Origin of the sequence: Nostoc sp. ChiQUE02, assembly GCF_034531305.2 — a bacterium.
Classification (GTDB): domain Bacteria; phylum Cyanobacteriota; class Cyanobacteriia; order Cyanobacteriales; family Nostocaceae; genus Nostoc.
In genome coordinates this window covers 279,414-292,492 of the sequence record NZ_JAVRBN020000003.1, presented here as the reverse complement: position 1 = coordinate 292,492, position 13,079 = coordinate 279,414, and the positions used below count along the sequence as shown (strand labels likewise).

Genomic DNA, 13,079 nt, shown 5'->3' with positions numbered 1-13,079 from the left:
AAATCATTCGTGAAAAGTTAGATCCCCGACTTCTCGAAGAAATCGGGGATCTAGACACCGCGAATTTTCACAAACAGGTTCAGGACTGGCGATAGCAGGCAAACTCCATTGAAAAAGTAGCCATACCAGAAGTGAGCGATCGCAACTCTGTAGAATACCCAAACATTCGCGCTAGCGGTACTTCCGCTCGAATCACTGTGTATCCCTGCATTGTCTCGGAACCCAACAACAAACCTCGACGGGAGGATAAGTCACCTTGAACCCTTCCCATAAACTCGTTGGGTGTTTCCACCTCTACAAGCATGATAGGTTCGAGGATGTAGGGTTTTGCTTTGGCGATCGCACCCTCAATTGCCTGATGGGACGCTGCCCGGAAAGCCAATTCTGAAGAGTCAATTGGGTGATAGGAACCACCATCCAGAACGACTTTCACCCCAGTTACCGGATAGCCTTCCAACTGTCCTGATTGCATCGCCTGACGGCAACCCTTCTCACACGCAGGGATATATTCTTTGGGAATCGCACCCCCAACCACCCGATTCTCAAAGACAAACGGCTCACCTGTGGGTTCAATCCACCCAGTAATATGGGCGTATTGACCAGGGCCGCCTGACTGTTTCTTGAATCGGTAGTCAAAGTTAGCTTGCTGCCTAATGGTTTCTCGGTACGCCACGGCGGGAGTACCGACGTAGACCTCGGCATTATATTCCCGTTGGATGCGTTCGAGGTAGATTTCCAAGTGGAGTTCGCCCATCCCAGAAATCAGAGTTGCTCCTGATTCGGGGTCGATGCTCAACCGGAAGGTGGGATCTTCCCTTTGAAAGCGATTCAGTGCCTTAGAAAGGCGATCGCTATCTTCCTGTTTCTTAGGCGTAATCGCCAGCGTAATCACTGGTTCCGGCACAAACATCTTCTCTAGAGATACCAGTGGTTCCCCAGAACAGAATGTATCACCAGAAGCACAATCCACACCCAACAGGGCCACAATATCCCCTGCCACGGCAACTTGTACCTCTTCTCGCTTATTGGCGTGCATTCTCACCAAGCGACCAATTTGCACCCGCTGTTCAGTCCGCGAGTTGTAGACGGTATCGCCGGGTTTGAGCGTCCCAGAGTAAATCCGGGTATAGGTTAACTGCCCAAAGGACTCAACGGTGAGTTTAAATGCCAGTGCCACTAAGGAAGCATCGGGGTTAGGGTAAATACTCACCGACTCTACAGTTTTGACCACTTCTCTATCTATCGGAGATGGTAGATAGAGCACAACTGCATCCAATAAGTTTTGCACTCCTTTATTTTTGAATGCCGAACCCAGCAGTACAGGCGTGAATTGTAGACTCAAGGTTGCCTGTCGGATGGTTTGCCAAATTAATTCTTTGGGAATCTCCTCACCCGCCAGTAGCATCTCGGTCATCGGTTCCGAGAACAGCGATAAAGCATCTAGCAGCTTGTCGCGTGCCTGTTGTGCTTTATCCCTAAAAGCTTCGGGAATTGGCTTTTTCACCCAGCTTTCCCCGTTTTCACCCTCAAAGTAGTCAGCAGTCATTTCTACCAGGTCAATCACTCCCTGGAATTGGTCTTCACTGCCGATCGGGTACTGGAGCAATACTGCATTTAGTTGCAAGCGATCGCGTATTCCCTGTACTACACGAAATGGATCTGCCCCCGTCCGATCCATTTTGTTGATGAACGCCAAACGCGGCACACGGTAGCGCTTCATTTGCCGATCCACTGTAATGGATTGGGACTGCACGCCCGCCACAGCACACAGCACCATCACTGCTCCATCCAATACCCGCAGGGCGCGTTCCACTTCAATTGTGAAATCTACGTGTCCAGGTGTATCAATCAGGTTAATTTGAGTATCGTGCCACTGGCAGGTGGTAGCAGCGGAAGTGATGGTTATACCATGCAGTTTTTCTTCTGGCATAAAGTCCATCGTTGCACCCTTGCCACCTCCCCGCACCTCCTCAATAGCGTGGATTCTGCCCGTATAGAAGAGAATTCGCTCTGACAGCGTAGTTTTACCAGAGTCGATGTGGGCAGAGATACCAATATTTCGGATGCGTGTTCGGGGAATCATAAAATTTCCTTTTGTCCAAGCGACAAACAGTCACCACCTGAGCGGTGATATATCTTGTATTATACATGTACTACAAATAAAAGACAAGGCTGATAATACAGAAAAATTGTTGATATTTGCCCTAGCTGACCTTTAAAATAGATATTCAAGCGGAGGAAATGAAAGCTTGAAATTGATATTGGTAGCTCCCGACTCTTTGTTGTGTGCAGCCTTTCAACAGCATTTTAATTACTTACCCAATGTAGAAATAGTGAATAACTATTTCGAGTGGTTGCCAGATTTTGATTGTATGGTCAGCCCTGCTAACTCTTTCGGAATGATGGATGGTGGCATAGATGCGGCAATTATCCGTTTTTTCGGTCATTCCTTAATGGCAAGAGTCCAGCAGCGCATCCTTGAGGATTATTTGGGCGAACAGCCTGTGGGAACATCAATGATTGTGGAAACAGTCCATTACAAACATCCTTTTTTGGCTCATACACCCACTATGCGAGTTCCCATGATTATTGCTGGGACAGATATTCCTTATATTGCGATGTGGGCGATGCTGCTGGCAGTTCGACACCATAATCAACACGCCAAGCAAAAAATTAACACCATTGCCTGTCCTGGATTGGGTACGGGAATAGGACGAGTGCCATATACTGAAGCTGCTAGACAGATGGCTTTAGCTTACGATCATTTTCTCTATCCACCCAAATATCTCAATTGCATAGTTGCGGCTGAAAGACAACTTCAAATATGGGAAGGAGGAGATTTTAGGTAAAGTTTAAAAACGCCCTAGTGGATTATACTGCTGGGGCGATCGCTACTCTCAACTCTATGACTAGTAAACGCTTTTATCACATTGGCTTTGGACTAGATGATTTGGGTTCATCGCCTCCCAGCATTGCTCTATTATCTGGCGATCCGGAGCGATCGCGTCTCATTGCCCAAACTTATTTACAAGATGTACGCGTGTTGTCAGAAAATCGCGGACTCAATAGCTATGTAGGATACTTACCTGATGGTCGCCTCATCTTATCAGCTACAAGTGGTATGGGTGCGCCTTCATTAAGTATTGTGGTTAATGAGTTGGTACAAGTAGGAATCCGGCAAATTATTCGCATTGGAACTTGCGGATCAATTCAACCCCATATAACAGTTGGTAGCGTTGTTATTAGCAGTGCAGCATTGTGTCGCCAAGGTGCAGCAAATGACATTGCACCTGTGGAGTATCCAGCCGTAGCCGATCCTTTTTTGACAGTTGCTTTAGTTAAAGCCGCACGAGAATTAGAGGTTGAACATTACATAGGAATTACGGCATCAGTTGATACTTTTTACGAAGGACAAGAACGCACTGATTCAGCGAATCCATACTTAATGCGATCGCTGCATGGTATTACAGAAGAATATCGGCGCTTGAATATCTTGAATTACGAGATGGAATGCGGCACCTTGTTTAAAATGGCAGGAGTATATAATTTTGCAGCCGCAGCTATTTGCGGTGTAGTTGCTTCGCGTACTGATGGTGAAAATATCATTTTAGAACAAAGAGATATTGCTGTTAAAAATGCGATCGCAACTGCTGTACATGCAGCAGCAACCCTTGCATAAGCTAACAAATTTATCTTATTTAACTTCTTAGTCTGCCAGATTTAAGCTGCTCTAAGTATTTTTATCATGTCTTTACCTAATCTTTAATTTATCAATCAGTAATTCTAGGTAAGATGTATTGAGTAAGATGCAATTTTATTTGATAGAGACACATTAATACAAAAAGAAAAAAATTCACTAACTATCTTTAAAGTACAAAAATTGTGTGGATATCCTAGACAGAATATATAGACAAAAATTATAAGCTGAATAAAGTAATGCATTTGAAAATTTGTTAAATTATAGTTTTACTAAAATTGTGTTTTTGTCTTCAAATCTAATTTTTTCAGCAATTTTTGCAGGCATTATGAGTAATTTAGCTATCAATAAAACCTCAGCAAAGTTGGAGAAAAATATAATATGAAGAATGCTTTCAGGCGTTGGATTACGACCGTTAATTTAGTTGCGATTACACTAATGCCGACGCTAGTATTTTTAGCATTCTCTCATCGGGCAACGGCTGACGATCCAGGAGCATGTTACATGGTAACCTCCTCTGGTAAAACCGTTGGATTGGGAAACCTTTGTGGCAATAGTGGCAGTGAAATAGCCACACCTTCAGACAACAAAGTTTTTCGAGTCTCAATCAAACGCCGCTTTGGTGGAACTCCTGTGATTGATGTCACCTTCAACGACAAAAAAACCTTTGAAATGATTGTAGATACAGGTGCTAGTGGAACCATTATCACTCAAGGTATGGCGAATACACTTAAACTCCAGGCTACAGGTACAATGCAAGCCCAAATTGCCGATGGTAGCGAAGTAGAATTTCCAACCAGTAAGGTAAAATCTATTGCAGCAGGTGGAGTTACAGCCAATAATCTTCAGGTTGCGATCGCACCAAAAGCAAGCATCGGCTTACTAGGCCACGATTTTTTTGGCAGCTATGATATTAAGATTCTGGAGAAAGAGGTCGAATTTCATCACCGCTAATGTTTGCAGTTTGTAACTTCTTGAGATTTTTATAATCAAAAGGAATCTAAGCCGAGGTACTCAACACTCCTGAAGCAGGTTAAGAGCGTTATAGAATAGAAATAAAACTTATATACATTACGCTGATACAGCAGAATTGCCCATGACCACTTCTAAACGCCACTATCACATAACTACTTTCGGTTGTCAGATGAATAAAGCTGACTCAGAGCGCATGGCTGGCGTTTTGGAAGACATGGGCTTTGAGTGGTGCCAAGACCCGAATAATGCAGATGTGATTCTCTACAATACCTGTACAATTCGGGATAATGCTGAACAAAAGGTATATTCTTACCTCGGCAGACAAGCAAAGCGCAAACATGAGCAGCCTGATTTAACCCTTATTGTTGCTGGTTGTGTTGCCCAGCAAGAAGGAGAAGCACTGTTGCGGCGAGTGCCAGAATTAGACTTGGTAATGGGCCCACAACACGCCAACCGTCTGAAAGATTTACTGGAGTCGGTATTTGACGGTAACCAAGTTGTAGCAACCGAGCCAGTTCACATTATTGAAGATATCACCCAGCCGCGACGAGATAGTACAGTGACAGCTTGGGTAAATGTGATTTACGGCTGTAACGAACGCTGCACCTACTGTGTGGTTCCCAATGTGCGCGGTGTCGAACAATCTCGCACGCCGTCAGCTATCCGGGTCGAAATGGAAGAATTAGGACGGCAAGGTTACAAAGAAATTACTCTACTCGGCCAAAATATTGATGCTTACGGCAGAGATTTACCTGGAGTGACACCAGAAGGTCGGCATCTGCACAACTTTACAGATTTGCTTTATTACGTACATGATGTACCGGGAATTGAAAGGATAAGATTTGCTACTAGCCATCCACGTTATTTTACTGAGAGATTAATTCAGGCTTGTGCTGAGTTGCCCAAGGTGTGCAAACACTTCCACATTCCCTTTCAATCTGGGGATAATGAACTTTTAAAGGCGATGGCGCGGGGTTATACCCATGAGAAATATCGCCGGATTATCGATACCATTCGGCGATATATGCCAGATGCCTCGATTAGTGCCGATGCGATTGTCGGTTTTCCTGGGGAAACAGAAGCACAGTTTGAAAATACTCTGAAACTGGTGGAAGATATCGGCTTTGATATGTTGAATACAGCAGCATATTCACCGCGTCCAGGGACACCCGCCGCCTTGTGGGACAATCAACTGAGTGAAGAAATTAAAAGCGATCGCCTGCAACGGCTCAATCATCTAGGAAACTTGAAAGTAGCAGAGCGATCGCAACGTTACTTTGGACGCATTGAAGAAGTTTTAGTAGAAGACCAAAATACTAAAGATCAAACCCAGGTGATGGGACGCACTGGCGGTAATCGTCTAACCTTTTTTAGCGGCAACATCAAAGAACTCAAAGGGCAGTTGGTGAAGGTAAAAATTACCGAAGTTCGCCCTTTTAGTTTGACGGGTGAACCAGTTGAAGTGAGGCAAACAGTTTTGCAGTAAGAAATCGTTGAAGATTATACCCCTGACTTACGATGAAGTTACCGCAAACGATTCCAGTTCTAAATGAAGCGTGGGTGAAAGTGCGGAAATATTTAGGACTTACGCATTGACAGAAAAGCCCAAATAGCAGATACGCTTTTCAGGGCTTTTAAGCAGATTTTTCAACTATCCTTTTGCGATCGCGTCAACACAATAGTTCAAGAAGTGCGATCGCCAAAAAGCCGAAGCAGCCTTAGCCAAAAGTGAAGTGCAGAAAAGAGGAATTTTCCTCCTGCTCCCTGCTTCGCCTTCCCCCACTCACCGAAAGAATTCAAACTACGTCAGAATTTAAATAAACGCGATCGCATCTTACCGACAATGCAGATTACCCACAGTCTCCATACAGCGATTCTTGTGACTGACTTAGAACGCTCCGAGCACTTTTATGGCAAAGTATTGGGATTATCCAAAATAGATCGTTCCCTAAACTACCCTGGTATATGGTATCAAGTCGGCAACTATCAAATTCACCTGATAGTCGCAACTACTGTCCCCACCGAAAACCCAAACGGAAAATGGGGACGTAATCCCCATGTCGCCTTCTCAGTAGCTGACTTAGACACCGCCAAACAGGAATTGCTCAATCATAATTATCCCATTCAAGCCAGCGCCTCCGGTCGCCCTGCCCTGTTCACTCAAGACCCTGATGGCAATATTATCGAGTTGAGTCAGCAGTGAGAAGGAGTGGGGAAGCAGGGGAAGAAAACTAATGACTAATGACTAATGACTAATGACTAATGACTAATGAAAATCATTGCCTACTCTTACACCGATCCGTTACTAGAATCTTCTCCTGATCAAGCCGATTGGGGATGGGAGGTGGATCGGGTTTATGAAGATTTGGGTAAGCAAGAGTCTTCTGGGCACGCTACGCGATCGCAATTACAACAATTATTCACAGATTGCCAAACTGAAAGGGCAGATTATCTCCTGATTCGTCGGTTAGAAGAATTGGGGGATACTGTAGAGGAAATTAGCGATCGCTTGAATCAACTCGAAGTAATGGGGATAGCAGTAATCGCTACTGAACAGCCCTACACTTCTGAAAATTACCCTCTGGGCGCTGACTTGCTGAATTTGCTACACGCAATCCAACGTCAGCAACGTAGTCGTCGCATCCGTCAAGGACACGCCCGTAATCGTCTTGAGGTTGCACCGCCACCGGGCAAAGTTCCCTACGGCTATCGCAGAGGTAAGGGAAAATATACTGTTGATCGCAGTACTTCACCAGTAGTTAAAGATTTTTTTGAACACTTTTTACTCTATGGTTCCCTGCGGGGTTCAGTTCGTTACTTGGCGAAAAAATACGGCAAGAAAATCTCTGTCACCACTGGAAGACGCTGGCTGACTAATCCAGTCTATCGCGGTAATACAGCCTACCAAAATGGTGAAATTATCTCTAATACCCATATTCCGATCATTTCTAAGGAGGAAGCTGCCCAAGTTGACCGACTTTTACGCCGTAACAGCCGTTTACCATCCCGAACTGCTAGTGCACCGCGTTCTCTCGCTGGGTTGGTTGTTTGTGGCGAGTGTCATTCACATCTGACAGTTACCCGTGTGACCCAACGCAACCAAGATAAGGAGTATCTTTATTTACGTTCTACTAGCTGTCCTCAAAGCCCCAAATGTAAGGCTATTCCCTACCAAGAGGTTTTAGAACATACTATTGAAACGATTTGCCGTGATTTATCCTTAGCTGTAGCAGGGATGAATTTTCCCCAATTGGATGCAGTCAAGAATAGTTTAGGGCAAGCGATCGCTCGTCAGCAAGAAATACTTGCTCAGTTACCCGCTTTAATCGAAACTGGAATTTTAGATGCCGAAACAGCCAAGTTAAGAACTTACAAACTCCGCACGGAAATTTCTGCGCTCGAAGCAAAGTTGGCGACTCTCCCCCCAGTTAACTTGCGTTCTGTTGCTCAAGCTGTTTCCATACCACAATTTTGGTTAGATTTGTCGGAAACAGAGCGACGATTTTACTTTCGAGAGTTTATCAGGCAAATTGACATTACTTTTCAGAATAAAGAATTAAAACTCCAAGTTATTTTTATTTTTTGATTTAATTGAAACACTATTTTTGAGACGGTTGATCCTTAGTATACGCAGCAGGTTTTGGCCCAGCATTCCGCACATTGATAACTTTATTAAGGATATCAAACCAAAAAGGCGCACCCATAGCAATAGCTAGACCACTGACTATCCAACCGCAAATTAATTTGAAAACCTGCGAAATTCTGATGTAAACTCTATTCGATTCTGTAGTATCTAATAACTCAAACTGTTGATTAATATTTTGCCATCCAATGGGTATAGAAGCATTTCCTAATAGTTTCTCAATTTCCTTTCGGGCTTCCGAATCATTAATATAATCGATTTTTTGACTTGCGCTTTGAGTAATTGTAGAGCGGATAACCGAATCCTGCGATAGCCTTTTAATAAGGTGAAATGTATCAGTGTTTGTTAATAAGGCAACTAATATTCCAATTAAAATAGCAACTCCTTTGGCATTTCGCTTATAAACACCACTAGCTCGATCCATAGAGCGATCAAACCATGTTTCGACTTCATTTTTAAACTGATTCATTTCTTCTGTGAGGTCGCCAACCTTTATCCTACTACGTTGGGCAATCACACCAAGACTCTTGATTAAATTATTAGGTACTTCATTAGGTAGCTCATCATTAACAAAATTTATAAAAGTTTCGTCAATATTTCCATAAATTTCTTTAATTCTCTGGTAACTTGCACTCGTTGGATTATTAATACCTTTTTTAAGTTCTTTGTAAGATGCTAATATCATGTACAAGTTAGTTTTAGCATCTTCACTAGGATGTTTTACATAATTAATTAACTGGGGAATTTTTAATGTATCTAATAAAGTGATTGCAAATGTTTCAGAAGGAAGATAGGAAGGACCACTTTGTTTTTCTATTACTTGTTTGTCAGGGTTTTTAGCAATTTCCCGAAAATGCTTTTCTACTTTATCCTTAGCTTGCTGATTTAATGTATTAATCAAAGGATCGTTATAAAGTTTCTGTACCAAGTTTATTGCATGAATAATATCTGATTTTTCACTTTCACTACCTCCTGCTAAAAGTAATTCAATCGAAGTTTTTAAATGTTTAGCTCTCCATTGTAATAATGTGGCAATTAGTTCCTGGATTTCCGAAGCTAGCAAGCTCAAAATCAAGTAAATAAAAACTAAGCCAAGAGTAATATCTACAACTACAGGTAAATTCATTGACAGTCTCCAATATTTTTTATCTGTTTATTTTTCTAAAAAAATGCTTAAAAAATTATATAACATAGATATTTAAATTAAATAGTTGCTTAATTAAATTTAAAATAATAAAGTTTGTTGATTGAGATAATTTTATTCAAAAATAGTTTTTTATTATTGGTTATTATTCTTTTTAGGTAAAAAATAATTATGTTTTTTGTAAAACTACTATTCAAAATAATTATAGATATTTTATTTAACTATTCAACACACTATTGAATTAGTGTAGCAATCACTGAATAAGTTTTTGAAATTAACCAGACAAAAAGTAACTAGATAAAATTTAAACTAAGCGTCACCTTCAAAAGAAAATACAAGTTTATTTACGGACTATATGAAAGGTAATAAATAATTTATCACCTGTATTATTTTTATCATTTATTGGCTTAAATGTTATTTAAATAACCAATATAAATTTTTAAAAAAATAGCGCTAATTAGAGAAAGTTGAGTTAATCTTGGAAACTAGCAATTGTTAAGAACAGACGTTGCTACTGGGTGGCACATTGGAGATTCGCTCTGGTCTCTATGTAATCAAACCAGCAAGTAAAATGATTACCAGAGAATATGCAAGAAGGAAGCTTTATTTGGAGTCATCTGGAAAAACAGCATCGCACGGTTGGCAAATGGATTGATTGGGTATGGTTAATCATGTTGCTGTTTGCAGCAGTGTTACTGTTTAGCATCAATCTGGGAGGATTGCCGCTGCGAGATTGGGATGAAGGGACTGTGGCACAGGTTGCTCGTGAAATTTGGCACGCACCAGCAGGTTCAATGCGTTGGCTTTACCCAACGTTAGGAGGCGAACCATATCATCACAAGCCGCCTTTAATGCATTTACTAATTGCTTGGGCTTATTCTCTAGGAGGCGAAAATGAGTGGACAACGCGTCTACCTGGAGCAATTTTAACAGCGACATCTGTACCTTTACTGTATTGCATTGCTCGAGAGATATTTCGCCAGCGTTGGGCAGCAATTTACAGCGCTTTGATTTACCTAACAATGCTACCTGTGGTGCGTCATGGGCGGTTAGCAATGTTGGATGGGGTAGTGGTAAGTTTTTTGATGGTGATGATGTTGTGCGTGTTGCGATCGCGCCGAGATTTACGTTATTGCCTTGGTGTTGGTATTAGTTTTGGGCTGATTTGTCTGACTCAAGGACTGCTAGGCGTATTACTCGGTGCGATCGCGATCGTATTTCTATTTTGGGATACGCCACGACTACTCACCTGTTACTATCTGTGGATAGCAATCTTAATTGGCATTCTGCCTGTAGCTGGTTGGTATGGTGCCCAACTATTTCACTATGGTTATACTTTCGCCCAAATTGGCCTTGTAAACCCATCACTAGGCGGCCGAATTGCCTCAGGTGTAGAGGGGAATTCTGAACCCCCTTGGTACTATGTGATTGAACTTCTTAAGTACACATGGCCGTGGTTATTATTCTTACCACAAACTGCCCGCTTAACCTGGGAAAATCGCAACCTTAGCTGGGCAAAACTAGTAATGGCGTGGTGTGGCGTTTACCTGCTGATAATTTCCTTCATGATTACCAAAGTTCCCTGGTATCTATTCCCGATTTACCCTGGTTTAGCCTTAGCTTTTGGTATCCAGTTATCAGAAACAGAAAATGCGCCTTTACTCTCATCCTATCCCCGTGCTTGGGTTGCTGGTTTAGCAATACTTGCTGTGGTTGCTTCTGCTGGCAGCATTTATTTCAGTTGGGGTACACCGAAAACAGACTTACAACTGATTTTTGCAGCAGTAGCTTTAACTATGACTTTAGCGGCTATTTTGGCAGAACGAGGCGACGGGCAATTTCTGAAGATTTTGTTTTGGGGAAGTTATATTTCGCTGCTGCTGTTAATGAAATCTAACTACTGGGTTTGGGAATTATCGGAAGCCTATCCAGTTAAACCAGTCGCTGCTATGATCGTGCGGGCAAATCCAGCTACGAAGAAGATTTACACATCTTTTCCCTACCATCGTCCCTCGTTGGATTATTATAGCGATCGCACCATTATTCCCGCTTCTGTTGGTGAACTCCAATATTATTGGCACTACAACGGCCAACCCTATTTCTTGATTCATGCATCTGCTTTCAACAATCTTGAACTAGAGTCAATGAAGCTAGTTGACCAAGCTGAAGGTTGGAAGTTAGTTACAAAAGATACTAGCCGATTGTAGAAAGTCAAGTTGCAGCAACTACGCCCGTAGTAGACATCGCCACTAATTCATCTTGCGCTCAATGCCTTACAACATCGAAGATTTGGGCACAGTTGTTTTGGTGGCTGCGGCTACGCCCATCGTAGGCATTGCCTTTTTCTAGAGAGGATAAAAAACCGTACTTAAGTCTTAAAAAACAATAAACTCCGTAATATTGCGGACTTATTTTCTTCCTTACTATGAGTCGTTGTCGGCAATGTTTTCACCCCAAGTATTGCCGGATATTCAATTGTAGATGCTCTGATGTCTCGATTTTGAAATTGTATGATAATTAGATAGGCATAAATCAACAACAGGTTGTAGTAAACACTTTAGTGCTAAAAATCCTTACTTTGAATACTAAAGTACTTAGTACGAACTAGAATTTATATTTTACGTTTAATTAGATTAACTTACTTATAAGAAGAAGGAATTCAACTAATCAGTAGATCAGTCTTTAACTAGACATAATGTAAAACCGTGTCCTATTTGGGGCGAATAAGACACGGTTTACAGAAGTAGTTAGTTATAATATTACGAAAATCAAAGTAAAATTTGATTTATACCAAAGTAATCCATTTACTGAGATTTGTTTCCTGGTTCATTAACTTTCTCTGTTGTAGGAAAGATTTGGCGATCGTGGCTTGTGCTTTCTTGGGTCAGAGCGATCGCACTAAAGAAAATGGCACTTCCTACAGCCAAGGCTACCATAGGACGTTTGAGCAAGACAAAATCTCTGATAATCCTAGCTAAAGGTCGGCTTTGCCGACGTAGCGCTGAAGACATCATCAACTGCCTCCAAGTAAACGGATCGCGGACATAATGACCGCTTTGGCAAACTACTAGCCTTTCCTGGCAATAGGGACAGCAAAACAAGCCCATGCGCGTTTTTACTGGTTTGGGCGTAGCATTTCTTTGGCAAATTGGGCAAGTAACATAATGATTATCAAAGGTGTGTATATTCATTTACCTCGTCCGCCTAGTCCATTTACTCGCTCTATAACAATAGCTATATTGAATTCCGATCAATACTTAGCAGACTTTCAAGTATGGTCTGACATCAGCCATAAATCACACATACATTGTATTACTACCAAGGATGGCTCAATGGTCGCAACACGAGTATAGCTAGATTTAGGCAAGGATGACTCCTAGTTAATGTTTGTGGGTGCGTCCACCCAGCCTACAAAAACTGTGTTGTCTCTACAAAGAATAGCATTGGCGCTTACTCGCACTCCACTAGCGTAGGCGTAGCCCACCGTAGGTATCCTTGACCCCTAAATAATAATTGTCTCCCATTTAACCATTCTCCCCACAAAAATTTTGCACAATGACATTTTTTGCTAAAGCTTTGTAAATCAAGCAAATAAAGTCTACTTGTCTGGTTGCTAAATA

Annotated in this window: 10 protein-coding genes; 7 read left to right on the top strand and 3 right to left on the bottom strand. The window is 42.0% G+C overall.

Going from position 1 to position 13,079, the window contains the following annotated elements:
- Positions 1 to 79: 79 nt before the first annotated feature.
- A complete protein-coding gene (gene fusA, locus RM347_RS04860; RefSeq protein WP_322721564.1) occupies positions 80 to 2,083 on the bottom strand; it encodes an elongation factor G in 2,004 nt (667 codons plus the stop codon).
- A gap of 166 nt (positions 2,084 to 2,249) precedes the next feature.
- Between fusA and RM347_RS04855 the strand changes: the two genes are divergently transcribed.
- The 6 genes from RM347_RS04855 to RM347_RS04830 all read left to right on the top strand — a co-directional run bounded on the left by RM347_RS04855 (position 2,250) and on the right by RM347_RS04830 (position 8,258).
- Positions 2,250 to 2,849 (top strand): macro domain-containing protein, encoded by a 600-nt coding sequence (locus RM347_RS04855; protein WP_322721563.1) that lies wholly within the window; start codon positions 2,250 to 2,252, stop codon positions 2,847 to 2,849.
- A 56-nt stretch (positions 2,850 to 2,905) separates the two neighbouring features.
- The gene (locus RM347_RS04850) at positions 2,906 to 3,679 is read left to right on the top strand and encodes a nucleoside phosphorylase (protein WP_322721604.1); all 774 of its coding nucleotides are present in this window, start codon (positions 2,906 to 2,908) and stop codon (positions 3,677 to 3,679) included.
- Positions 3,680 to 4,078: 399 nt separating this feature from the next.
- A complete protein-coding gene (locus RM347_RS04845; protein ID WP_322721562.1) occupies positions 4,079 to 4,651 on the top strand; it encodes a retropepsin-like aspartic protease family protein in 573 nt (190 codons plus the stop codon).
- A 142-nt stretch (positions 4,652 to 4,793) separates the two neighbouring features.
- Complete coding sequence (gene miaB, locus RM347_RS04840) at positions 4,794 to 6,158, top strand: tRNA (N6-isopentenyl adenosine(37)-C2)-methylthiotransferase MiaB (RefSeq protein WP_322721561.1); 1,365 nt, start codon at positions 4,794 to 4,796, stop codon at positions 6,156 to 6,158.
- Between the two features lie 357 nt (positions 6,159 to 6,515).
- Positions 6,516 to 6,875, top strand: a complete 360-nt coding sequence (locus RM347_RS04835; protein WP_322721560.1) for a VOC family protein — start codon at positions 6,516 to 6,518, stop codon at positions 6,873 to 6,875.
- 66 nt (positions 6,876 to 6,941) lie between these two features.
- Positions 6,942 to 8,258, top strand: a complete 1,317-nt coding sequence (locus RM347_RS04830; RefSeq protein WP_322721559.1) for a recombinase family protein — start codon at positions 6,942 to 6,944, stop codon at positions 8,256 to 8,258.
- A 13-nt stretch (positions 8,259 to 8,271) separates the two neighbouring features.
- Here the strand turns inward: RM347_RS04830 and RM347_RS04825 are convergent, their stop codons facing one another.
- Positions 8,272 to 9,441 (bottom strand): hypothetical protein, encoded by a 1,170-nt coding sequence (locus RM347_RS04825; protein WP_322721558.1) that lies wholly within the window; start codon positions 9,439 to 9,441, stop codon positions 8,272 to 8,274.
- A 605-nt stretch (positions 9,442 to 10,046) separates the two neighbouring features.
- Here RM347_RS04825 and RM347_RS04820 point away from each other — a divergent pair.
- Complete coding sequence (locus RM347_RS04820) at positions 10,047 to 11,666, top strand: ArnT family glycosyltransferase (protein ID WP_322721557.1); 1,620 nt, start codon at positions 10,047 to 10,049, stop codon at positions 11,664 to 11,666.
- 597 nt (positions 11,667 to 12,263) lie between these two features.
- Here RM347_RS04820 and RM347_RS04815 read toward each other — a convergent pair.
- Complete coding sequence (locus RM347_RS04815; protein WP_322721556.1) at positions 12,264 to 12,650, bottom strand: hypothetical protein; 387 nt, start codon at positions 12,648 to 12,650, stop codon at positions 12,264 to 12,266.
- Positions 12,651 to 13,079 lie beyond the last annotated feature (429 nt).

Excerpts from the sequence above, each read along its gene's own strand:
- RM347_RS04835 (WP_322721560.1), top strand. The coding sequence starts at position 6,516 with ATGCAGATTACCCACAGTCTCCATACAGCGATTCTTGTGACTGACTTA.
- miaB (WP_322721561.1), top strand. The coding sequence starts at position 4,794 with ATGACCACTTCTAAACGCCACTATCACATAACTACTTTCGGTTGTCAG.
- RM347_RS04830 (WP_322721559.1), top strand. The coding sequence starts at position 6,942 with ATGAAAATCATTGCCTACTCTTACACCGATCCGTTACTAGAATCTTCT.
- RM347_RS04815 (WP_322721556.1), bottom strand. The coding sequence starts at position 12,650 with ATGAATATACACACCTTTGATAATCATTATGTTACTTGCCCAATTTGC.
- fusA (WP_322721564.1), bottom strand. The coding sequence starts at position 2,083 with ATGATTCCCCGAACACGCATCCGAAATATTGGTATCTCTGCCCACATC.
- RM347_RS04825 (WP_322721558.1), bottom strand. The coding sequence starts at position 9,441 with ATGAATTTACCTGTAGTTGTAGATATTACTCTTGGCTTAGTTTTTATT.
- RM347_RS04820 (WP_322721557.1), top strand. The coding sequence starts at position 10,047 with ATGCAAGAAGGAAGCTTTATTTGGAGTCATCTGGAAAAACAGCATCGC.
- RM347_RS04845 (WP_322721562.1), top strand. The coding sequence starts at position 4,079 with ATGAAGAATGCTTTCAGGCGTTGGATTACGACCGTTAATTTAGTTGCG.
- RM347_RS04850 (WP_322721604.1), top strand. The coding sequence starts at position 2,906 with ATGACTAGTAAACGCTTTTATCACATTGGCTTTGGACTAGATGATTTG.